Genomic DNA, 21213 nt, shown 5'->3' with positions numbered 1-21213 from the left:
TCCTACTCGGCCACCTGCGCGGCCGCGGCGTCGGGGATCCGGGTGCGGGCGACCTCGGCGAGTTTGCGCCAATAGATCTCGCGGGCGGCCTGCGGCGTCAGATTGTGATCCGCCCTGTCGATGAGGGAGACGTCGAGATTGCCATACCCGGCGGCGCGGCAGCCGCCGGGGCCGAGAATCCGTTCGATATGGGCAATGCCGGGATCGCCGGCGCTGAACAGCAGTTCGACCCGGACGCCGCGCTCCGCCAGCGCCTGCAGGTCGCGGTGAACCTGCCGGTAGAGACGGGCGAAGGGCGTCAGTCCGAACAGCCAGGGCGATCCCTTCTGCTCGAGCCTGCGCAGGATCCGCACAAGGAGGAAGCGGGCGAGCGCGAAGACGGGCACCTGGCCGGTCAGCAGCTTCTTCAGCTTGTCGACATCGACCAGCTTGCGCGCATAGGCGGCGGTGTCGGTGTGATCGAAGCGCAGGGCTTCGGCGACGTCCTCGCGCGGGTCCCACAGCAGACGCTGGAGATTGACCGCCACGACGTCCGAGATGCGGGCGTCGGCGACCGCGCCGCGCAGGGCCAGATAGGCGCCGCCGCAGGTGCCGGCGGCGACCGCAGCCGGTTCGCCCAGGCTTTCCATCAGGTCGAGTGCGTCGCGCACGTCGTCGATCTGCTGCGCGTTGTAGTGGACGACAGCGGCGCCGCCGGCGATGGGCCGGCTGTCGCCGACATCGGCGACATCGATGCGCAGGGACGGGATGCCCTGGCCGGCGAGGCGGCGCGCGGCCTGGCCCACGCTGCCGGACCAGCCGGCGCGCGGCGTGGCGCCAGCGTTGAAGAACAGGATCGGCGTGCCGGAGCGCGGTCCGCTCGGCCGGCACCAGGTACCGACGAGATGGCAGCGGTGGCCGAAGACATGGACGGTGTCGACGAAGCCCGGACCGGCCAGGGACGCCTCGGCCGCGGTGCCGATCGCCGGGGCGGGAAGCGGATCGGCCGGTGCGGTCGCACCGATCCAGGCGGTGACCGTTTCGAAGTCGCCGGCGGGAACCTCGGCGGCGGTCGGGTCGCTCATTAAGGCGTCGTAACCGGTGAACGTCGCCGCGGCGCTGCGCGGCTCCCGGGCCGCGAGGGCGCGCGCGAAATCCTCCTCGGCGGCGCGGCCCGGCCGGGCGAGCGTGAGAACGGGCACCTGCGGCGGGAGATCGTCGGCCGACAGGCGGACGGCGCGCACCGCCGATGCCAGTCCCTCGCTCATGGCGAAGCCGGCCACGGACAGGGCCACTCCGTCGGCAACCTCTGCCGCCGCGCCGGTGACTTCGGCGATCATCGTGCCGCGTAGCTGGAGTTCGCGCACATAGGCGCGACCGGCGGCGACCGGCGCCATCAGCACCAGGCCCGCGATCCCGTCATCGGCGCGTGCCGCATGACGAGCGGCGAGCAGGGCGCCGAAACCGAGGCCGACCAGCACGATGCGTTCGACGCTGCGGACCGTGCGCAACGCCGAACAGGCGACGGCGAGAGTCGTGTCGAAAGGCTCCAGGCCGGCGATGCCGGCTGGATCGGCAAGCGAATCCCCCATGCCGGGCAGGTCGAAGCGCAGCACCGGATAGCCGTCTGCGGCCAGCCGGTCGGCAAGATGCCGCAGGCTGCGCCGCGCGCACAGGCCTTCATAGCCCCAGTCCTCGCAGACGATCACGCCGGTCGTGCCGGCGCCGCCGTGGAACAGGCCGAAGGTGTCGCCGAGCGCTACGGGCTGGCAGGGGGCAAACGGATCACGGACGGGCATTGTCTCCCTCCTTCGGGCCGCGCAACTGCCAGCCGGCGGTCGCTTCGAGTGCGGGACAGGCGCGCTCCGCCGCGGTCAGCCGCGCGACGAGCGGCTCGAGCGCGGCCATCTGGGGCCGCTCCGTGCCATCGGCCTCCGGCTGGATCGACAACGGGTAGTCACCCCACCAGTCGCCGGCCGCCCAGTAGGCCCAGCCGAACCAGGTGTCGGGACGGGCGTTGACGAAAGCGGCCATCGCCGCGATGCCGGCCAGACAGTCCGGCGAGCTGGTGCCGCCGAACTCGCCGAGGAAGGCGCGGTTGCCGGTGCGGGCCAGCCAGCCGGTGACCCGGTCGAGTGCGGCGAGCGCGTCGGCGACACGCGGGCAGTCCGCGTTGGTGCCCGAAAAGTCCCGGTCCATGTACTGGTGGACGTCGAAGGCGTAGTGATCGAGCGGATCCTCGACGCCCATCAGGACCTCGGCATTCGAGCCGCCGTCCTGGTCCTCGAACCAGTGCGAGGCGCCGGTCCAGATGGTGCCGGGCACAAGGATCAGGTTGTCGGCGCCAGCGGCGCGGATGGCGGCGATGGCCGCGTTGACCGCCGGCAGCCAGGCGCGCGCGGTGATCGATTGCGGCTCGTTCATCAGCAGATAGACGATGTCGTCGCGGCCGGCGTAGAGCGGCGCGAGGCGGCGCCAGAAATCGGCGAAGGCCTCGACCGGAACCGCCTGGGAGCCGATCATGGCCTCGCCGTACCTGGCGTAGTTGTGCGGATCGAGAATGACCGTCAGGCCGAGGGCGGCAGCCGTGTCGACACTCGCCCGGAGCAGCGTCAGTTCGGTGTCGTCGAGCCGACCGAACGGGGTCGGCTGCAGCCGTTCCCAGCGAAACGGCAGACGCACGACGTTCATGCCCTTGCCGGCGAGGTAGGCGAGCGTGGCCTCGGAGGGATAGAGGTGCGTCTGGCCGTGGCGTCCCGGCAGGGGGCCGAACTCGCCGCCTGCCGCATTGGCGCCGCGCAGGCATTCGCGCGCCGGCGCCGCGCCGGCCGAACCGAGGGCCAGGGCGGGAACCAGGGCTAGGGCGAGCGCCATGGCGCGCGGTGCCGGGCGCCGGTCAGCACGAGGCATCGGAGGCTTCCTTGCGGCCGTCGCCCGCCGCGACAGGACCTGCGCCGGCCCGCGAGCGGGCGAGATAGGGCAGGATCGCGGTGGCGGCGTTGTCGACCGACCAGCGCCGGATCACCCAGCGCCGGCTGAGCAGATGGACGGCGAGCAGCTGGAACCAGCCGGCGAAGGCAACGCCGGCCAGGCCCAACGTGAAGCCCAGCCCGCCGAGCACGCCGAGATAGACGACGAAGACGACGCTGCGCATGGCCAGCAGGTAGCGCTCGCCGCCGCCGATCATGATCAGCCAGGTGCCGGGGCCGAAGAAGGCATGGGTGATGGCGGCCAGGCACAGGATGGCCAGGATGGCGAAATGCTCCTCGAACTGCGGATCGAACAGGGCGAGCGCGATGTCGCCGGTGAAATAGAGCAGCAGCCCGCCGACGACCGCGCACAGGAAGCTGCCGGCCGACAGCAGCGCCGTGATGCGCTGGGCGCCGGCCGTGTCCCTGTCCTGGAACCGGGCCGAAATCAGCGGGATGCCGACAGTGTCGATCGCCAGCACCGGCAGAGTGAGCAGCATGGAGATGCGATAGGCGACGAAATAGACCGCCGCCGCCTCCAGGTCGAGGACGATGCCGATCAGGATCGTCTCCAGGTAGGCGGCCGCCGAATTGAAGAAGGTGTTGGCCGAGAAGAACCCGGTTTCCCGGTTCCAGGCCTTGAGCGTGCCCCGGTCGATCCGCGGCCGGGCGGCGCCGAGGAAGCCGAGGCCCTCGATCCGCACGAAGCGATAGACCTGGTAGCCGACGGCGACGCCGAGCAGCACGGTGACGACCTCCATCGCCGCGGCGCCGCTGTGCATCAGCCCGGCCCAGGCGAGCAGCGGCAGCGCCACGGCGCTGAGCAGCCGCCAGATGTTCTCGCGCGGGGCGAGGGCGAGCGCGATCAGGCCGTGGATGCGGAAATAGTTCTGAAAATATTCGCTGAGCGCGAAGGCGGCGGCAAAGGCGAAGGCGATCGGCAGGGCGTCGTAGGGCGGGCTGAGGCGGCCGGTGAAGGGCAGCATCGCGGCGGCCGCCAGCAGCAGGGCGCCGGCGCCGAGCGTCAGCCAGCAAGCGTTGACGAACAGGATGTCCTGATTGGTGCGGCCCTTGGCGTGGCCGTCGAGGCGGTAGTGCTTCACCAGCAGGACGTGCTGGCCGAAGACAAAGATCAGGCCGAGCGAACTGCCGATCGAAAACAGGAAGATGTAGAGGCCGTATTCGGCGGTCTCCAGCGACTGGCTGGCGGCGTAGAGGACCAGGAAGCTCAGCAGCGTGCTGCCGAAGCGGCTGCCCATCGACCACAGTAGGCCGACCGGGTCGATCTGGGCGAGACGCGCGCGCAGATCCTTCATTGCGCGGCCTCGGCGGCCAGCGGGGTGCCGGCGGCGTTGCGGCGGGCGAGGGTCTCCTCGAGCACGCCCGACAGCAGGCGCCCGACATGGGGCCGGAGGTAGCCCCGCGCGGCGTCGAGGGCGCCCCGCGACAGGCGTTCGTAGTCCTGCGGGTCTCCGGCCATGGCCTCGATGCGGGCGCGCAGCGCCTCGGCGTCGTCGGGCGCGACGTGATAGCCGTTGACGCCGGCCTCGACGTTCTCCGCCACGCCGCCGATGCTGGAAGCGATGACCGGCACGCCGTAGGAGAAGGCCTCGATGGTGGCGCGGCCGAAGGCCTCGCGGCCGATGGTCGGATAGACCAGCACGTCGACCTGGGGGAAGAAGCTCTCCGGCGTGGTCCAGCCGAGGAAGGTGGTGCGCTCGGGCGGGAACAGCGCGCGCGCCTCCTCGGCAAAGGCGTCGCGGCCCGTGCCGCCGACGAGGAACTCGACATCGGCGTCCGGCGACAGCATGCCCGCCGCGCGGGCGAGCGTGCCGAAGCCCTTGAAGCGCGTGTGCACGCCGAGGAAGCCGACGCGGAACGGCCGGCCGCGCGGAAAGGCCCGCGGTGTGGTCGCGTGGATCGCGTCGATCGCGGCCGGCACCCGACGCGCGACGGCGTTGGGGAAATAGCCCTCGTCGACGTGCCGGCGCAGGATGTCGTGGGATTCGCCGATCACCGTATCGACCAGGCGGGAGAACTGGCGCCGGCCGAAGGAGGTAACCTTGCAGCTCGTGCACTGGCCGGCGCAGTTCTCGCCGCGCTTCTGCATGACGCCGTTCCAGCACATCATGAAGGCACTGAAGACGGTATGCGCCACCGGGATGCCGGCTGCGCGGGCAGCCGCCCAGGTGGCGACGTTGACGTTCTCGATGCTGACCGTCAGCACGATGTCGGGAGAGAAGTCGGCGATCTCCCGGCGCATGGCCAGGAAGGCGCGCGGGTTGCCGTTCTCCAGCAGGTGCCAGGCCATCTTCTGCCAGGCCGGACGCGGGGTGTAGTAGTTCCAGTAAAGGTTCAGGCTCCTGAGCCGGTGCACCGGCACGCCGTCGAAGACCTCGTGACGGTCCTCGTCGGAGACATGCACGACGCGCAGATCGTGCCCCTCGGCCAGCAGCATCTTGGCCAGCATCAGCGACGAGACGGGACCGCCGCCGTCAATGACCGGGGGAAAGGCGGCGCAGGGCATCAGGATACGCATCGGGAGGAACTCTTTGACACTGCTGTCCGGATGAACACCGGATGTAGCGGATAAAACTTTAAAAGACGTAAGGCAGACGAAGAATTCGGACCGGCTTTTCCTGTTATTTGAAGATATTAAAGGCTTTAGAGGACATTTCGCGATAATTCTATACGTTAATCATAATGCATGGTTAAGGTAACGAATTGCACGCACACCCGGAAAGGGATCGTTAGCCATGGCGGGCGTCGCCGTGCGCATGTCCGGACTCGCAAGGACTTGTTCATTCTACCATGGGTATAGTGATCTCGTCCGGCGGTTTGCTGCCGGATCGTATTCACGGACATGGATTGCCCCGTCGCCAGGATGACCGAAATCCTTCACCGAGCCACGCCGAGACTGACTGCCATGGAAAAGATCAAGCGCCAGGTGAAGACCTACGGGCTCCGCTTCCTGTACCACAGCGGCGCGGCCGGGCTGATCGGCAGGATCTACGGCGGGCGCGGCGTGATCCTGATGTTCCACGAGTTCACCCATTGCCCGCATTCGATGCTGGACCAGGGCTGCCGGATCGACGACTTCGAGGCCGTGCTGGCGGCGGTCCGCGCCGACGGGCGCGACATCGTCGGCTTCGGCGAGGCGCTGCAACGGCTGGCCGATCCCGACAGCCCGCCGTTCGTCGTGCTGACCTTCGACGACGGCTACCGCAGCAATCTCGAGCTGGCTCTGCCGGTGATGGAGCGCTACGAGGCCCCGGCGATCATCTTCGTGCCGACCGGCATGGTGACGCGCACCGTCAACGCCTGGTGGCTGGGCCTGCGCGACATGATCGTGAGCAACGAGGCGATCGACGTCGAGCCGCTCGGCATGCGGCTCGACTGCGCCGACCTGGATGCGAAGATCGCCGCGCTGCGCCGGCTGACGGCCTGGGTTTGGGACGACTTCCGGCGCGTCGACCTGCTCGACGACGCGTTCGCCGCTCATGGCGTGCGGATGCCCGACCTAGTCGAGCGGCTGGCCATGTCCGAACGGGAGATGATCCAGGCGGACCGGCATCCGCTGATCGAGATCGGCGCGCACACCACCACCCACCGCGCCCTCGGCCTCCTGTCGGCGGACGAGGTCGCCACCGACATCGGCGACAACAAGCGCTTCCTGGAAGAGCGGCTGCAGCGCGAGGTACCCTATTTCGCCTATCCCTACGGCCCGCCGTCGATCACCGGTCGGCGCGAGGCCGACATCGTCAAAGCGCTGGGCTTCCGGGCGGCGATGACCACCGAACCGGGCTGCCTGTTTCCCGAGCATGGCGAGGATCCCTATCTCATCCCGCGCCAGGATGCCGAATACACCGAGGACGGGCTGGCGCAGGCGATGTGCGGCCTGCACGGCGTGTTCCGCGCGCTGGCGAGCCGGGGCGGTACGCCGGCCGTGCGGCTGGGCGTGGCGGCATGAACGCCATGGCGCAAGACCCCGTGGCGGTGGCGGAACCCGGGGCGGACGACGTCTTCGCCGGTCGGGTGCTGGTCCATGTCGTGCGCCAGTACCATCCGATGGTCGGCGGGCTGGAGGATTTCGTCCGCAATCTGGTGCGCCGGCAGGTCGGGCGTTTCGCCCGGGTGAAGATCGTCACCCTCGACCGACTGTTTACGGCGCCGCAGGACGTGCTGCCGGCGCGCGACACGCTGGACGGCGCCGAGATCGTGCGCATCCCCTATCGCGGATCGAGCCGCTATCCGCTCGCCCCGCAGGTCTTCCGCGAGATCCGCAGTGCCGATCTTGTGCATGTCCACGCGGTCGACTTCTTCTTCGACGCGCTGGCGCTGGGCGCGCCACTGCACGGCCGCCGGCTGATCGCCACCACCCATGGCGGCTTCTTCCACACGGACAGACACCGGGCGCTGAAGGCCGTCTGGTTCAACACCTTGACGCGCCTTTCGGCAAGCCGCTACCGGGGCATCGCCTGCTGCAGCGAGAGCGATCTCGAGACCTTCCGCCACATCGCACCCAGCCGCGTTCGGCTGATCGAGAACGGCGCCGACCTGGACAAGTTCGCCGCTGCGTCCGCATCGGAGCCGGTCAAGGGCCTGGTCAGTATCGGCCGGTTCTCCCGCAACAAGCGGCTGGACCTGCTGCTGGACGCCATGGCGGCCCTGCTGCGCAAGGACGACGGCTGGCACCTGCACATCGCCGGCAGCGCCTCGGACTGGAGCGTAGAGGACGTCGCCGGCATGATCGCCGCGCGCGGGCTGTCGCAGGCGGTCAGCCTGCATGTCCGTCCAAGCGACGAGGAGATCCGGCGGATCCTGGGCCGCTGCAGCCTGTTCGCCAGCGCCTCCGACTACGAGGGCTTCGGCATCGCGCTGATCGAGGCGCTGAGCGCCGGGCTGGTGCCGGTGGTCGAGGCCAACACGGCCTTTCGCGCGCTGGCCAGGAAGCACGACCTGATCCGTCTTGCCGCCTTCGCACAGCCGGAACGCGCCGCGCAGGAGATCCTGGCCGCCTGGGCCGGGCTGGGTGCCGCACCCGACGCGACCCGCCAGCGCGCCATCGCCTCGGCCGCGCAGCACGGCTGGGGGGAAACCGTCCGCCGGTACGACGACCTCTATCGCGACGCGCTGTAGCGTGCGACGTCGGGCGCGGGCTTTGAGCGCGCGGGCCTGCGGGCGCCGGCCGGCCCCGCCCACACATCGGCCGCCCCGGCGCAGATCCACAGCAGCGCCGCCGTCTTGATCGAATAGAGCGAGTTCGAGACGATCATCAGCAGGCAGATGTAGGTGACGGTCAGCACCTTGAACTGCCAGGCCCTGTCGGCCTTGACGCCGGCGAAGACATAGGCCGCCCACAGTCCCAGCGCGCCGACGAGACCGATCTGGTGCAGCGTGTAGGCGTAGCCGCTGTCGGCCAGGAACAGGTCTTCCGGCGAAACGCCGAAGCCGGCTGCCCAGTCGAGCTTCAGCAGAAGGCGGGCGGAATGCAGCCAGCGTCCGGCGAGATTGTCCTCCCAGACCACCTGGCCGGTCGAGGAGCCGTAGATCGCCAGCGCCAGAGCCACCATCACCGGGGCGAGCAGAAGCACTGCACGCGGCGCCAGCCGGTAGAACGGCGCCACGGCGAGGAAGGCGAGGCAGACGAACATGCCGAAGCGGGCGTCGCCGAGGACGATGATCGCAGCGGCAGCGGCGACCAGCAGCCAGCGCCGGGCCATGTCGGCGCGAAACAGCGCCCACATGAGCAGAAAGGCGCCGAAATTGCCCATCGACACCGGCTCGAGGAAGACCGAGGACACCCGGTGCGTGCCGAGGAAGGCCAGGAAATTGCGTCCCTCCATGCGCACGCCGCTGATGAACAGCTTTGAATCTTCGAGGAAATTGTCGCCCTGCTCGACCGTGCCGCGGGCGACGTAGTAATCGAAGATGTTCACGTTGGCGATGAAGGTATCGAAGAACAGGTATTCGACCAGAGCGACCAGGACCACCACCCCCGCCGACCACATCACCAGGCGGTCGACGTCGCGGATGTCGGTCATCCGGCGGCCGAGAAAGTAGAACACGATCGGGATGAGCGCGTCGCGGACCGCCTTGAGATCGAGTTCCGGTCGCATCGTCAGAATCAGGGCCATGTAGGCGAAATAGACGACGAGAACGGCATAGAAGGCTGCCTGGCGATCCAGGACCAGCAGCAGGGCAGCTCCGATCAGGGCGACCTCCGCCAGCATCACGTGGTTCGGCGAGATGCCGGCGACGCGGGTGTTGACGAAGGCGAGCACGAGATTGAACAGCAGACAGCCGAGGGCAACCGCGTAGACCAGGGCAAGCCAACGGCTCCCATCCGTGACGTCGGTCCGTGGACGTCCGACAGGCGGCAGGGCGAGGGCCTGACTCCGGCCCCTGTCAAGCGGCTTCGAGGACCACATTTCCGATCACCCGATCCTGCCAGGGCTGAAGATAGGCAAGCGTCCGGTCGAGGTCCGAAAGGCGCGTCTTTCCGATCTGGCTCACGAGGACGATGGCGTCGCAGTTCCTGAGCAGCACGGGGAGGATCGGATTGGTCTGCGTCGGACCGCAGTCGACGAGAAGGAAGTCCTGGTCCTCCCGCGTGACCGTGGCCGGCGCGGCATATTTCCGCCGGTCGTTGACCCGCTCGACGGTCAGGTAGCGCGACAGCGCGGTGTCGGAGGGAAGCGCGGCGCGGCGCGGCCGGTCCGGCTCGACCGGCCCCTTCGCCGGTGTCCGGGCGAACCAGGACAACGGGCCGCGCGGCGCCGGCCGGTCGGCCGGCGCATGGGCTGCCCTGGCAAACAGGACCTCCTCGTTCATGTCGTGGAGGCTCGCCGCGATGTCGCGGCTGAGCGGAAGCGTGTCGACGTCGTTGCTGGTCGGCAGGATCAGGATGTTCGCCGGCAGGTCCTCGCCGAGAGAATAGCGCAGGGCATAGGCGATGCGGGTCAGGGCGAAATAGCGCACGTTCGGATCGACGGGGGCCGGCGGACCGGTTCGTCTCGGCGGGCCAGCCGGAGCCGCAGGCAGGCAGGTCAGGATCGGTGCGCCGGTCCATGTCACCAGATCGCGCTCGGAATTGAGCCGGCCGCTGACGATTTCCAGGCCGACGATGGCGCCCGAGGCTGTGCCGAAGCCGAAGATGGCCCCGGCGATCAGCAGCAGGATCTTCGACGGCGCCGTGGGGCTTGCGGGGGGCTGAGCGGGCGACAGGACGCGGGAGTTGTTGGTATCGATGTCCTGCTGCTCTTCCAGTTCCCTGGCCCGCTTGAGAAACTGGTCATAGACGTTGCGGCTGCTGGCCGCTTCGCTCTCCAACTGGCGCAGTTCGATCTGGGCCTTGCCCTGGTCGGAATTGGCGACCTTGAGCTGATCGGTCCGGGCCTCGAGGCCGAGGACCGTCGCCTGCGCGCGCTCGAAGTCCGAGCGGATCGTGCGCTGCATGCGCGTCAGTTCGTCGGAGATCAGGCGGCGGACGTTCTGCAACTGGGATTGCAGTTCGCGCATCTCGGGATGGTTGGCCCCTAGCGTCGTCGCGGCCTGCGCCTCGCGTTCGGCGATCCGGGCATACTGGACGCGCAGGGAGCTCAGTACGGGGTTGGACACGTTCTGCGGCACCGCCCCGGCCTCGATGTCGGCAGGACTCAGGGCCCGCACCAGATCGTAGGTGGTGCGGGCCTTCTCCAGATCGACCCGCGCCTGGGTCAACTGGGTGTTGATGTCCTGGAGCTGCTGGTCGACGACGAGGCCGCGCTGGGTGGTACTGATCAGGCCGTTCTCGGCGCGGTATGTCTCGACCGCCGCCTCGGCCGCCTCGACCCGCACCTTGAGGCTCAGGGCCTGGGCCTGCAGCGACTGACTGGCGCGCAGGTAGCCCTCGGCGCGCGCCTGGCGCGTCTGCTGGAGGTAGGCGCTCGCGGTCTCGTTGGCGATCGCGGCGGCGCGCAGGCGGTCGGGGTGGCTTGCCACGATCTGGAACACGAAGGTGCGTTCGACGCGATTGACCTGCACGATCCGGCGCAGGGCATCGATGGTCGCCGCCCGCCGGTCCTCGGACGCCGCGGACCCGGCGAGCCGCGGCAGCAGGCGTGCAAGAAGGCGGGGCCTGGACAGGACCGGGTCGGCATCGAGATCGAGCTTGCGTGCGACCGCGTCGAGGACAGGTACCGAAAGCAGCACATAGGCCTGACTGTCGATGTCGAGCGTTTCGAGGGGCGAACTGCTGTCGCGGGCACCGAAATCGGCAGCCGCGATCTGCAGGCTCTGGGGTTCGATCAGGAGTTCGGCGGAGGCACGATAGACTGGCGTTTTAAGTACGCCGTAGGCGAACGCCAGGGCGGCGCAGGCGCCGGTCGCGGCCAGGACCCAGGGAAGGCGCCGTCGCAGCAGTCCTGGGATGTCGGAGATTTCGATCATGGTCGGCGGCCGGTTGCGCGATGCCCGAGAACCCTCGAGGAAAAGGACTGACGAACGGAACGGTTGGACGGCATGCGCTCCGGGCGCTGCCACTGCGCAAATCCTGGTCAAACATGATTAACAAGTCGCAAAGACCCCAAACCGCCAGGATTGTACGCGGCATCGTCGTGCCAGAACGTCAAGCACTCCCGCCATGCTGAACAGATCGTAAAAAAGTATGACGAAATCCATCCGCCTCAATTACGAAGAAGTAACAGTAAAGGTAATGTATTTTAATTTTTAATTTCTTGTTCAGCAGTGCAGATCCATCGTCGGGCGACATAAGAGAACATGATCTCTGGCTCCTGAGGCATTCCATGTTGATGTCGACCCCAAGCCCCGGCGTGCCGGCCGGGACAGAAGTTGTCCAGATCGGGCCGCTCGGACTGAACAAGCTCACGCGGGCGCAGGCCGTTGACCTTGTGCGCACGGCGATCCTGCTGCGCCGCAAGGCCGATTTCGCCATCTGCAATGCGCATACGGCCCTGCTGGCGATCGACGACCCGGCCTATGCCGAGACGCTCGGCAGAATGATCCTGCTGAACGACGGCATCGGCGTCGACATTGCCAGCCGGATCCTGACCGGTTCCGGCTTTCCCGCCAACCTGAACGGCACCGATTTCGTCCCCGACCTGCTGGCGTCGATCGGCGTGCCGCTGCGCATCTATCTTCTGGGCGCGCGGCCGGCCTCGGTCGAGGGCACCGCGCGGCACCTGTCGCAGACCTACCCGCAGCATGAGGTCGTCGGCCATCGCGACGGCTATTTCGGCGAGGCGGAACGCCCCGCGGTCATCGACGCGGTCAACGCTGCCCGCGCCGACCTGCTGCTGGTGGCAATGGGCAACCCGCTGCAGGAACGCTTCATCGCGGACAACCGCGACCGCCTCGCGCCGACCGTCTGCATGGGCGTCGGCGCCCTGTTCGACTTCCTGTCGGGCGAGGTCGTGCGGGCGCCGAAACCGGTCCAGGCGATGGGCCTCGAATGGCTGTTCCGCCTGCTGCAGGAGCCGCGTCGGCTCGGCCGGCGCTATACGGTCGGCGTCGTCCGCTTCCTGCTCGAGATCCGCCGCCAGCACCGCAGACAGCAGGGACGGCTCAGGTCCGCCTGAGGCCTCCGTTCGCCCCGTCCCCCAGCAGGCGCCGCGCCTCCGCCACGGCCACGTCGAGCGTGTCGACGCACGGCACCGGGGGAAGCGCCGGAGGAAGCGTCGGCCGGCGCACCAGCACGACGGGCAGGCCCAGACGGCGCGCAGCCGCAAGCTTGGCATAGGCGCGCGCGCCGCCGCTGTTCTTGGCGACGACATGGGTGATCGCGTGGCGTCGCATCAGCGCCTCCTCCTGCGCAACGTCGTCCGAAGGCCGCGCCAGCAGAACGGTCCACGGGGCGGGCAGGGTTCCGGGGTCGGGCGGCTCGATCATGCGGACGAGGCACCACAGGTCGGCGCGCGCGGCGAAGCAGGCGAGGTCCCTGCGACCGACGGCGAGGAACGCCCGCGCGCCGGACGGCAGGGCTGCGGCCGCCGCGTCCAGATCGTCGACTTCGGTCCAGGCGTCACCCGCGACGGCGTGCCACGGCGGCCGTTCGAGGCGCAGCAGCGCTACGCCCGTCGCGGCGCAGGCGGCGGCGGCGTTGCGGCTCATCCGCGCGGCAAAGGGATGGGTGGCGTCGATGACCAGCGACACGCCGTGCTCGCGCAGGTGGTCGGCAAGTCCGTCCGCACCGCCGAAGCCGCCGACGCGGGTCGGCACGCCGAGGTCGGGCAGGCGCGAGACGGCGCCGGCGAAGGAGACGGTCAGGCGGACGCCCGGCAGGGCCTGCGCCAGGCGGCGGGCAAGGGCATGGGCCTCCGCCGTGCCGGCGAGCAGCAGCAGGTGTGCCTCAGCCATCGAAGCCCGTCTCCCCGAGCACCCGGCCGTCGCGGTCGACCACCAGCACCTCGACGGCGACCGGCGCGTCGCGCAGGATGGCGCGCACCGCCGCACGGGTCCTGAACGCCAGCGGCGTGCCGAGATCGAGCCCTTCTCCGACGGCGCGGTCGACGATCTCCTTGGCCGTGTTGGCGTGTGCCGCGTGATCGATCAGGTCGGGCGAGGCGCCGGCCTCGGCCAGCAGTCCGGCGAGGAAGCCCGCATCGACCCGACTGCGCGCCGAATGCAGATCCAGCGCGCCCTGGGCGAGCTTGGTGAACTTGGCGAAGCCGCCGGCGAGCGTCAGCCGGGCAACGGGATGGGCGCGCAGGTATTTCAGCAGCCCGCCGGCGAAATCGCCCATGTCGAGATAGGCAGCGTCGTCGAGGGCGTAGCGCGCCCGCACGGCCGCCTCCGAGGTCGCGCCGGTGGCGCCGACGACATGGCCGAGGCCGCTGGCGCGGGCAACGTCGATGCCGCGGTGAATCGAGGCGATCCAAGCGGCGCAGGAGAACGGTCGCACGATGCCGGTGGTGCCGAGCACCGACAGGCCGCCGACGATGCCAAGGCGCGGGTTGAGCGTCTTCTTCGCCAGCTCCTCGCCGCTCTCGATCGAGACCTCGATCTCGACGTCGCCGGGAAGGCCGGTGCGCGCGCTGACCTCGGCGATGGCGGCAGCCATCATCGCGCGCGGCACCGGATTGATCGCCGGCTCGCCCGGTGGGATCGGCAGGCCGGGCCGGGTCACCGTGCCGACGCCGGGGCCGGCGCGGAAGGTCACGCCGCTGCCCGGCGCACCCGGACGAACGGTTGCGCCGACCAGCGCGCCGTGGGTGACGTCGGGATCGTCGCCGGCGTCCTTGACGATGGAGGCCTGAGCCTCGCCCGGCGCCAGGCGATGCCCGGCGAGGGAGAAGGCGACCGTGCCGCCGCGCGGCAGGGCGATCTCGACGGGATCGGGAAAGGTTCCCGTCGCCAACGCCTCGAAGGCCGCCTTGGCCGCGCCGGTCGCGCAGGCGCCGGTCGTCCAGCCGCGCCGCAGGTGAGGGGGATCCGTCTCCATCATCAGCTCATATATAGCCAAGCCGCCAGCCGACGCGAGGGATTCGCTGCAGGGCCCGAATGTCGTCCTGCGTCCTTAGGATGGCGCATCGCCGCTTGGCCCGGCCCGCGGAGACGGATAAAACCGAGGCATGGACGACGAGAAGATCGGATTCGCGCTGCCCCCCTCTCTGCCCCGCTTCGAGCCGGGCTGGGTGTGGCTGGCCGGCGCCGGGCCGGGCGATCCGGGTCTGCTGACGCTGCACGCGCTCAACGGCCTGCGCCAGGCCGACGTGGTCGTCTACGACGCCCTGGTCGACCCCTCGATCCTCGATTTCGCCCGGCCGGGCGTCACCTGCGACTATGCCGGCAAGCGCGGCGGCAAGCCGAGTCCGAAGCAGCGCGACATCACGCTGAAGCTGATCGAGCACGCCCGCGCCGGCAAGCGCGTGCTGCGGCTGAAGGGCGGCGATCCGTTCGTCTTCGGCCGCGGCGGCGAAGAGGCGCTGGGGCTCGCCGGCGCGCGAGTGCCGTTCCGAATCATCCCCGGCATCACCGCCGGCATCGGCGGACTTGCCTATGCCGGCATTCCGGCAACCCACCGCGACACCAACCAGGCGGTGACCTTCCTGACCGGCCACGACCAGACGGGCCTCGCCCCGGACGCCATCGACTGGGACGGCATCGCACGGGGCTCCCCGGTTATCGTGATGTACATGGCGATGAAGCACCTCAGTTTCATCGCCGGCAAACTGATAGCCGGTGGACGATCTGTGGACGAGCCTGTGGGTATCGTGTGCAATGCCTCGCTCGCCACCCAGCGCGTGCTCGAGACGACGCTGGGGCGCTGCCCCGCGGATGCCGAGGCCGCCGGCCTCGAGCCGCCGGCGATCGTCTGCGTCGGCGAGGTCGTGCGCCTGCGCGCCGGCCTCGACTGGCTGGGCGCGCTGGAGGGGCGGTTGCTCGACCCCGACCCGCTGCGGCTCGGCGGGCGCGGAAAGGCATCGGCGGCCGAATGACCCGGCCCGCGCCGCGTGCCCTGATGATCGCCGCGCCAACCTCGGGCGCCGGCAAGACGACGGTCACGCTCGCCCTGCTGCGCGCGTTCCGAACGGCCGGGCGGCCCATCGTCTCGGCCAAGTCCGGCCCCGACTACATCGACCCGAAATTCCACGAGGCGGCGAGCGGGGCAGCCTGCGTCAATCTCGATGCCTGGGCGATGGGCGCGGACGAGATCCGCGGCCGCGCCTTCGCCCATGCTGCAGGCGCCGACCTGCTGCTGGTCGAGGCGGCCATGGGCCTGTTCGACGGCGCGGCGGACGGTACCGGCTCGGCGGCAGACCTTGCCGACGCGCTCGCGTGTCCGGTCGTCCTCGTCGTCGATTGCGCGCGCCAGGCGCAGTCGGTGGCGGCCGTGGTGCGCGGCTTTCGCGACCACCGGGCAGACGTGCGGGTCGCGGCCGTGATCCTCAACCGCGTCGCCGGCGCGCGCCACGAAGCAATGCTGCACGCCGCGCTCGCTCCGCTCGCCCTGCCCGTTCTCGGCGCCCTGCCGCGGTCCGAGGCGCTGATCCTGCCCGAGCGCCACCTCGGCCTCGTGCAGGCCGGGGAACACGACGCCCTGGAGATCTTCCTCGACACGACCGCGGGGTTGTGCGCGCGGGCCATCGACCTCGACGCGCTTGCGCGCCTTGCCGCGCCGCTCGCCCCGGCGTCGGCGCCCGCCGGCCTGGCGCCCCTCGGCCAGCGCATCGCCGTCGCCGAGGACATCGCCTTCGCCTTCGCCTATCCGCATCTGCTCGACGGCTGGCGCCGGGCCGGCGCGGATCTGACGTTCTTCTCGCCGCTCGCCGACGAACCGCCGGCGCCGGACGCCGACGCGGTCTACCTGCCGGGCGGCTATCCGGAGCTGCATGCCGGCCGGCTGGCGGCGGCCGAGACCTTCCGGGCCGGCGTCCATCGGGCGGCGGCGCGCGGCGCGCGCGTCTTCGGCGAATGCGGCGGCTACATGACGCTCGGCGAGGGGCTGGTCGATGCCGACGGCGCGCGCCACGCCATGCTCGGCCTGCTGCCGCTCGAGACCAGTTTCGAACAGCGCCGGCTGCACCTCGGCTACCGGCGGCTGACGCCGCTCGGCGGCCTGCCCTGGGCGGACGGTCTCGCCGGTCACGAATTCCACTACGCGACGATCCTCCGCGAGGGCGCGGCCGACAGGCTGTTCGCCGCCCGCGACGCGCTGGGCGAGGACCTCGGTTGCCTCGGCCTGCGCGCCGGCACCGTCATGGGGTCCTTCGCGCATGTGATCGTCGGCCTGGCGGAACGCTAATCCTTCGCCTTTTTCTTCGGCCGAAGCACGTGGACGTGGTCGGCGTCGTAGAGGGCGCTGTCGCGGAACGTCCGACCGGGCTCGAGCGCGCGGCCGACGAAGATCAGCGCGGTGCGGGTGAGCTTGGCCGCGCGCACCTTTTCGGCGATGTCGGCGAGCGTACCGTGCAGGAACGCCTCGTCCGGCCAGCCGACCCGGTAGGCGACGACGACCGGGCAATCCGCGCCGTAGAGGGGGGCGAGCTGGCGCTCGATTTCGCGCAAGTTACGGATCGACAGGTGGATCGCCAGCGTCGCCCGGCTGCGCCCGAGCGTCGCGAGGTCCTCGCCCTCGGGCATGGCCGAGGACTTCATCGCCGTGCGCGTGACGATCACGGTCTGGGCGACCTCCGGGATGGTCAGTTCCATCTTAAGCGCCGCGGCAGCGGCGGCGAAGGCCGGCACGCCGGGCGTCACGTCGTAGGGAATGCCGAGCGCGTCCAGCCGGCGCATCTGTTCGGCCGTGGCGCCGTAGATCGACGGGTCGCCGGAATGGACACGGGCGACGTCGAGGCCTCGCGAATGGGCGTCTTCCATCGCGGCGACGATCTCGTCGAGCGTCATGGACGCGGTGTCGAGCACGCGCGCGCCCTCGGGCGCGGCGGCGACCACCCGTTCGGGCACCAGCGAGCCGGCATAGAGGCAGACCGGGCAGGTCATGATCAGCTTGAGCCCGCGCACGGTGATGAGATCCGGGTCGCCGGGACCGGCGCCGATGAAATGCACCGTCATGCTGCGCCTCCCGTTGTGTCTTTCGGCGCGTCGATACGCTTGGCATAGCCGCGCGGGGTGTAGACGAAGGGGCGACCGTCGCCGCGCCGCACCGCGCGGCTGTTGGACGACCCGACCAGCACTGTGGTCAGCATGTCGACCTCGTCGACGGTGAGCCGCTCGAGCGTCGTGACGCGCACGGTCTCGTCCCTGCGGCCGAGGTTGACGCCGAGCACCACCGGCGTGTCGGGCGGACGATGCTCGAGCAGGATGGCGCGCGCGGCGGCGAGCTGGGTGCGCCGGCGCTTCGACACGGGATTGTAGAAGGCGATGACGAAATCGCCCTCGGCAGCGGCCTTCAGCCGCTTCTCGATCGCCTCCCAGGGGGTGAGCAGATCCGACAGAGAGATGGCGCAGAAGTCGTGGCCGAGCGGTGCGCCGATGCGCGCGGAGGCCGCCTGCAGCGCCGAGATGCCCGGCGCGTTGACCACCTCGACCCGTTTGGCCGCGTCCGAGACGCCGCCGTTGCCGGGATCCCTGTCGAGCAGTTCGTAGACCAGCGCGCCCATGGCGTAGATGCCGGCGTCTCCCGAGGAGACCAGCGCGACCGAGCGGCCCTCGCCGGCGCGTTCCAGCGCGAAGCGCACCCGCTCCTCCTCCGCGCCGAGGGGGAAGTCGTGGCGCGGCTTGCCGCGGATCAGCGGCTCGATCAGGTCGAGGTAGAGCGTATAGCCGACGACCTCCTCGGCTTCGGCGAGGAGCCGGCTCGCCTCCGGCGTGCGCCAGTCGTCACGGCCCGGACCGATGCCGACGACGGCGAGCCTGCCGCGGGCGCGGCCGATCCGGGCCGGATCGAGCGGCTGGGGCGCGGCGGCGAGCGCGATCGTGGCATTGGCGCTCTTGCGCTTGGGAACGGCAAGCGCGCCGTCGGGGCCGACGGCCGCAAGCGCCGCGCCCTCGCTGACGCCGTGACAGCCGACCTCGGCGAAGACGACATCGGACGGGGTCGCCAGGCGCGGCGTCTCGGCCTCCAGCGTGGCGGCGCCGAAGACGCGCAGCGGCACGCCGAAATGCGCGGCAAGCGCCGCCATCGCGGCCTCGTCGGCCTTGAGATCGAGGCTGGCGACGCAGGCGAGCGCCTTCGGCGACACATTCGCCTCGGTCAGCGCCGCCTCGGCCAGGGCGATCAACTCTTCGGCCGGACAGCCGCGCGCGCAGCCGGCGCCGAAGACGAAGCGGCGCGGATGATAGACCAGTCGGGTCGGCGAGCCGCGCAGCGGCGCGTCGGTGACGGCGATGGCGATGTCGGCATCGGCGGCAAAGGGCAGGTCCGCCGCCGCGAGCCAAGGCGCGGAGCCTTCCAGGCGCAGCGGAGCGCCGGCGAGCAGTTCGGCCATCACCGGCCTGGCATCGTCCGGGTTGGCCAGCGTCCAGCCGGGCGGCGGCGCGTCGAGAGCAAGGCCGAGGGCGGTGTCGCCGGCGGTGGTGATCGCGGCATGCCCGCCGAGGCCGTCCGCGATCCGACGGGCGAGGTCGTTGGCGCCGTGGTGGCCGCCGAGCAGCGGCACGACGCTGGCGCCGTCTTCCGAGACGGCGACGACCGGCGGCTCGCGCCGCTTGTCGGCCAGCACCGGGGCGAGCGCGCGGATCAGGATGCCGGCGGCGCAGACGCCGACGATCGGCGTTCCGGCGGAAAACAGATGGCGGACATGGGCCATGGTCTCGCTGAACTGGGTCTCCGCCGCGCCGATGCGGCCTGCGAGGCCGTGGACGGCCGACCCGGGCAGCGCAGCCTCGAGGCGCCGGGCGGTGTCGAGCGCGACCGGGTTCAGAACGAGGATGACGGGGGAAGCGTCCACGCTTCGTCTCCCTTGTAGATCAGGATCATGGAGAAATACGGCGCCCGCTCGGCGGCGAGCGCGGCGAGCGGCATGACCCTTTCGTCCGGCAGGCTGGCGCGCTCGACATAGCCGGCGCGGTGGGTCAGCCCGAGATCGTCGAGAAGGGCGCGCAGGCGGCCGACATGGCGGCCGACCTTCATGATCGCCACCGACTGCGCAGCCTCGATGCGCGCGCGGATCTCGGCGTCGGAAAGCGTCGCCGGGATCACCGTCAGCACGTCGGTGCGGCCGGTCAGCGGCCGGCGCAGGGCCGCGGCGCAGGCGGTCAGAGACGTGACGCCGGGCACGATGACGGTCGGGTAGCGGGCCGACAGGCGTTCGAACACGTACATGTAGGAGCCGTAGAAGAACGGATCGCCCTCGCACAGGCTGATCACGTCGGTGCCGGTGTCGAGCAGCTCGGCGATTTCCTGCGCGGCGCGGTCGTAGATCTCCTTCGCCGGGAAGCGGCTTTCGCGCATCGGGATGACGATCGGGATCTCGCGCACGCCGTCGGGGAAATAGGGCGCGGCGATGGCGCGGGCGAAGCTCGGCCCGGTGTCGGGCGCGGGATAGGAGATGACGCGGGCGGTCGAGATCAGCCGGTGCGCCCTGAGCGTCAGAAGCTCCGGGTCGCCGGGTCCGAGGCCGACGCCGTAGAGGGTACCGGTCATCGCTTGACAAGGCTCCATTGGGTGACGGGCATCAGCGGCCGCCAGCCGGTCAGGCCGCCGACCGCATCGGCGCGCTGCACGGCGAGGCGCACGAGTTCGCCGCCGAACCGCCGCCAGGCGTCGGACAGCACCGCCTCGCCCTCCAGCGTGACGGCGTTGGCGACGAGGCGGCCGCCGGGCTTCAGCCGGCGGTGGCAGGTCTCGACGACGCCGGGGGCGGTCAGGCCGCCGCCGATGAAGATCGCGTCGGGATCGGGCAGGCCGGCGAGGCCGTCGGGCGCGGAAGCGTCTTGCAAGTCCAGCTGCGGCACGCCGAGGGCGGCGGCATTGGCGGCGGCCAGGGCCCGGCGTCCGGCATGCGGCTCAAGGCCGACGGCGCGCGCGCCGCGCGCCGCGCGCAGCCACTCGATCGCGACCGAGCCGCAGCCGGCTCCAATGTCCCACAGCAGCGCACCGGGATGGGGCGCGAGCGCGGCAAGCGTGACGGCGCGCACCTCGCGCTTGGTCATCTTGCCGTCATGGCGGAAGGCCGCGTCCGGCAGGCCGGGCACGCGCGCCGGCAGGACCGTTCCGGCGTCCGGCACGACCTCGACGGCGAGGGTGTGGAAGTCGGCTACCTCGGCCCGCCAGTCAGCCGCCGTGCCGGAGACGACCCGCTCCCTCGGCCCGCCCATGTGTTCCAGCACGGTCATGCGACTCGCCCCGCAGCCGGCCTCGACGAGAAGGCGCGCGGCGGCAGCCGGCGCCGACCCGTCGCCGGTCAGCGCCAGGATGCGCGCGCCGGGGGCGAGACAGGCGCGCAGCGGCTCGACCGGGCGGCCGTGCAGCGACAGCGTCTCGACCTCCTGCAGCGCCCAGCCGAGCCGGGCGGCGGCGAGCGAGAAGGCGGATGGCGCCGGGAACACGGCGAGTTCGTCCGCCTCGACGCGGCGGGCGAGCGTCGCGCCGATGCCGAACCATTGCGGGTCGCCGGTGGCGAGCACGGCGACCGGCGTCCCGCGCCGGGCGAGCAGCTCGGCGAGCGCGTCGGAGAACGGGCTCGGCCACGGCCGCCGCTCGCCCGCAAGGACGACGCCGGCAGCCTCGAGAATGGAGAAATGGCGCTCGCCGCCATACACGATCGCAGAATCCTTTATCCGGCTAATCGCAGCCGGCGCCAGATGACCGTCTTCGCCGAGGCCGACGACCGTGAGCCAGGGGCCGGCCACGGGCGAGAGC

17 protein-coding genes are annotated in these 21213 nt (G+C 70.5%); 5 read left to right on the top strand and 12 right to left on the bottom strand.

Annotated elements, in window-relative coordinates; all coding sequences use genetic code 11:
- Nucleotides 1–2 precede the first annotated feature (2 nt).
- From SL003B_RS19755 to SL003B_RS19740, 4 genes are read right to left on the bottom strand one after another with little or no spacing between them, the layout of a single operon-like run.
- Nucleotides 3–1778 carry an alpha/beta fold hydrolase gene (locus SL003B_RS19755; RefSeq protein ID WP_013654646.1) on the bottom strand — a complete coding sequence of 592 codons (1776 nt, stop codon included), beginning with the start codon at nt 1776–1778 and terminating at the stop codon, nt 3–5.
- The gene (locus SL003B_RS19750; protein ID WP_013654645.1) at nt 1765–2889 is read right to left on the bottom strand and encodes a glycoside hydrolase family 5 protein; all 1125 of its coding nucleotides are present in this window, start codon (nt 2887–2889) and stop codon (nt 1765–1767) included. The genes SL003B_RS19755 and SL003B_RS19750 overlap by 14 nt, the downstream gene beginning before the upstream one ends.
- Nucleotides 2876–4264: a lipopolysaccharide biosynthesis protein gene (locus SL003B_RS19745; protein WP_013654644.1), complete on the bottom strand. Its 1389-nt coding sequence runs from the start codon at nt 4262–4264 to the stop codon at nt 2876–2878. The genes SL003B_RS19750 and SL003B_RS19745 overlap by 14 nt, the downstream gene beginning before the upstream one ends.
- Nucleotides 4261–5487 carry a glycosyltransferase gene (locus SL003B_RS19740; RefSeq protein WP_013654643.1) on the bottom strand — a complete coding sequence of 409 codons (1227 nt, stop codon included), beginning with the start codon at nt 5485–5487 and terminating at the stop codon, nt 4261–4263. Before SL003B_RS19740 ends, SL003B_RS19745 begins: the two co-directional genes overlap by 4 nt.
- A gap of 387 nt (nt 5488–5874) precedes the next feature.
- On the opposite strand from SL003B_RS19740, the gene SL003B_RS19735 reads away from it, so the two are divergent.
- Entirely contained in the window at nt 5875–6918 is a 1044-nt protein-coding gene (locus SL003B_RS19735; protein WP_013654642.1) for a polysaccharide deacetylase family protein, read from the top strand.
- A gap of 5 nt (nt 6919–6923) precedes the next feature.
- Nucleotides 6924–8087 (top strand): glycosyltransferase family 4 protein, encoded by a 1164-nt coding sequence (locus tag SL003B_RS19730; protein ID WP_148259350.1) that lies wholly within the window; start codon nt 6924–6926, stop codon nt 8085–8087.
- Here SL003B_RS19730 and SL003B_RS19725 read toward each other — a convergent pair.
- Nucleotides 8069–9379 carry a hypothetical protein gene (locus tag SL003B_RS19725; protein WP_013654640.1) on the bottom strand — a complete coding sequence of 437 codons (1311 nt, stop codon included), beginning with the start codon at nt 9377–9379 and terminating at the stop codon, nt 8069–8071. The two genes, SL003B_RS19730 and SL003B_RS19725, sit on opposite strands and share 19 nt — an antisense overlap.
- Nucleotides 9357–11378, bottom strand: a complete 2022-nt coding sequence (locus SL003B_RS19720) for a GumC family protein (protein ID WP_013654639.1) — start codon at nt 11376–11378, stop codon at nt 9357–9359. The genes SL003B_RS19725 and SL003B_RS19720 overlap by 23 nt, the downstream gene beginning before the upstream one ends.
- A 356-nt stretch (nt 11379–11734) precedes the next feature.
- Between SL003B_RS19720 and SL003B_RS19715 the strand changes: the two genes are divergently transcribed.
- On the top strand, nt 11735–12526 hold the full coding sequence (locus tag SL003B_RS19715; RefSeq protein ID WP_013654638.1) for a WecB/TagA/CpsF family glycosyltransferase: 792 nt from the start codon (nt 11735–11737) through the stop codon (nt 12524–12526).
- On the opposite strand, the gene SL003B_RS19710 is transcribed toward SL003B_RS19715, so the two are convergent.
- Nucleotides 12513–13304 carry a cobalt-precorrin-6A reductase gene (locus SL003B_RS19710; RefSeq protein WP_013654637.1) on the bottom strand — a complete coding sequence of 264 codons (792 nt, stop codon included), beginning with the start codon at nt 13302–13304 and terminating at the stop codon, nt 12513–12515. The genes SL003B_RS19715 and SL003B_RS19710 overlap by 14 nt on opposite strands.
- The gene (locus SL003B_RS19705; RefSeq protein WP_013654636.1) at nt 13297–14388 is read right to left on the bottom strand and encodes a cobalt-precorrin-5B (C(1))-methyltransferase; all 1092 of its coding nucleotides are present in this window, start codon (nt 14386–14388) and stop codon (nt 13297–13299) included. The genes SL003B_RS19710 and SL003B_RS19705 overlap by 8 nt, the downstream gene beginning before the upstream one ends.
- A gap of 130 nt (nt 14389–14518) precedes the next feature.
- Between SL003B_RS19705 and cobA the strand changes: the two genes are divergently transcribed.
- Nucleotides 14519–15385, top strand: a complete 867-nt coding sequence (gene cobA, locus SL003B_RS19700) for a uroporphyrinogen-III C-methyltransferase (RefSeq protein WP_013654635.1) — start codon at nt 14519–14521, stop codon at nt 15383–15385.
- On the top strand, nt 15382–16692 hold the full coding sequence (locus SL003B_RS19695) for a cobyrinic acid a,c-diamide synthase CobB (protein ID WP_013654634.1): 1311 nt from the start codon (nt 15382–15384) through the stop codon (nt 16690–16692). The genes cobA and SL003B_RS19695 overlap by 4 nt, the downstream gene beginning before the upstream one ends.
- Here the strand turns inward: SL003B_RS19695 and cobM are convergent.
- Genes cobM through SL003B_RS19675 form a run of 4 tightly spaced genes read right to left on the bottom strand, consistent with a single transcriptional unit; the run spans nt 16689 to nt 21203 of the window.
- Complete coding sequence (cobM, locus tag SL003B_RS19690) at nt 16689–17462, bottom strand: precorrin-4 C(11)-methyltransferase (RefSeq protein ID WP_013654633.1); 774 nt, start codon at nt 17460–17462, stop codon at nt 16689–16691. The two genes, SL003B_RS19695 and cobM, sit on opposite strands and share 4 nt — an antisense overlap.
- Nucleotides 17459–19300, bottom strand: a complete 1842-nt coding sequence (cobJ, locus tag SL003B_RS19685) for a precorrin-3B C(17)-methyltransferase (protein ID WP_013654632.1) — start codon at nt 19298–19300, stop codon at nt 17459–17461. The genes cobM and cobJ overlap by 4 nt, the downstream gene beginning before the upstream one ends.
- Nucleotides 19270–19995, bottom strand: coding sequence for a precorrin-2 C(20)-methyltransferase (cobI, locus tag SL003B_RS19680; protein WP_013654631.1), 726 nt, complete (start codon nt 19993–19995; stop codon nt 19270–19272). The genes cobJ and cobI overlap by 31 nt, the downstream gene beginning before the upstream one ends.
- The gene (locus SL003B_RS19675; RefSeq protein WP_013654630.1) at nt 19992–21203 is read right to left on the bottom strand and encodes a bifunctional cobalt-precorrin-7 (C(5))-methyltransferase/cobalt-precorrin-6B (C(15))-methyltransferase; all 1212 of its coding nucleotides are present in this window, start codon (nt 21201–21203) and stop codon (nt 19992–19994) included. Before SL003B_RS19675 ends, cobI begins: the two co-directional genes overlap by 4 nt.
- Nucleotides 21204–21213: the final 10 nt, after the last annotated feature.

Origin of the sequence: Polymorphum gilvum SL003B-26A1, assembly GCF_000192745.1 — a bacterium.
Lineage (GTDB): Bacteria > Pseudomonadota > Alphaproteobacteria > Rhizobiales > Stappiaceae > Polymorphum > Polymorphum gilvum.
The sequence above is the reverse complement of the archived record's forward strand: the minus strand, read 5'-3'. Positions and strand labels throughout refer to the sequence as shown.

What these genes read in the sequence shown, in the direction of transcription:
- SL003B_RS19755 (WP_013654646.1), bottom strand. Translation starts at nt 1,778, where the DNA reads ATGCCCGTCCGTGATCCGTTTGCCCCCTGCCAGCCCGTAGCGCTCGGC.
- SL003B_RS19750 (WP_013654645.1), bottom strand. Translation starts at nt 2,889, where the DNA reads ATGCCTCGTGCTGACCGGCGCCCGGCACCGCGCGCCATGGCGCTCGCC.
- SL003B_RS19745 (WP_013654644.1), bottom strand. Translation starts at nt 4,264, where the DNA reads ATGAAGGATCTGCGCGCGCGTCTCGCCCAGATCGACCCGGTCGGCCTA.
- SL003B_RS19740 (WP_013654643.1), bottom strand. Translation starts at nt 5,487, where the DNA reads ATGCGTATCCTGATGCCCTGCGCCGCCTTTCCCCCGGTCATTGACGGC.
- SL003B_RS19735 (WP_013654642.1), top strand. Translation starts at nt 5,875, where the DNA reads ATGGAAAAGATCAAGCGCCAGGTGAAGACCTACGGGCTCCGCTTCCTG.
- SL003B_RS19730 (WP_148259350.1), top strand. Translation starts at nt 6,924, where the DNA reads ATGGCGCAAGACCCCGTGGCGGTGGCGGAACCCGGGGCGGACGACGTC.
- SL003B_RS19725 (WP_013654640.1), bottom strand. Translation starts at nt 9,379, where the DNA reads ATGTGGTCCTCGAAGCCGCTTGACAGGGGCCGGAGTCAGGCCCTCGCC.
- SL003B_RS19720 (WP_013654639.1), bottom strand. Translation starts at nt 11,378, where the DNA reads ATGATCGAAATCTCCGACATCCCAGGACTGCTGCGACGGCGCCTTCCC.
- SL003B_RS19715 (WP_013654638.1), top strand. Translation starts at nt 11,735, where the DNA reads ATGTTGATGTCGACCCCAAGCCCCGGCGTGCCGGCCGGGACAGAAGTT.
- SL003B_RS19710 (WP_013654637.1), bottom strand. Translation starts at nt 13,304, where the DNA reads ATGGCTGAGGCACACCTGCTGCTGCTCGCCGGCACGGCGGAGGCCCAT.
- SL003B_RS19705 (WP_013654636.1), bottom strand. Translation starts at nt 14,388, where the DNA reads ATGGAGACGGATCCCCCTCACCTGCGGCGCGGCTGGACGACCGGCGCC.
- cobA (WP_013654635.1), top strand. Translation starts at nt 14,519, where the DNA reads ATGGACGACGAGAAGATCGGATTCGCGCTGCCCCCCTCTCTGCCCCGC.
- SL003B_RS19695 (WP_013654634.1), top strand. Translation starts at nt 15,382, where the DNA reads ATGACCCGGCCCGCGCCGCGTGCCCTGATGATCGCCGCGCCAACCTCG.
- cobM (WP_013654633.1), bottom strand. Translation starts at nt 17,462, where the DNA reads ATGACGGTGCATTTCATCGGCGCCGGTCCCGGCGACCCGGATCTCATC.
- cobI (WP_013654631.1), bottom strand. Translation starts at nt 19,995, where the DNA reads ATGACCGGTACCCTCTACGGCGTCGGCCTCGGACCCGGCGACCCGGAG.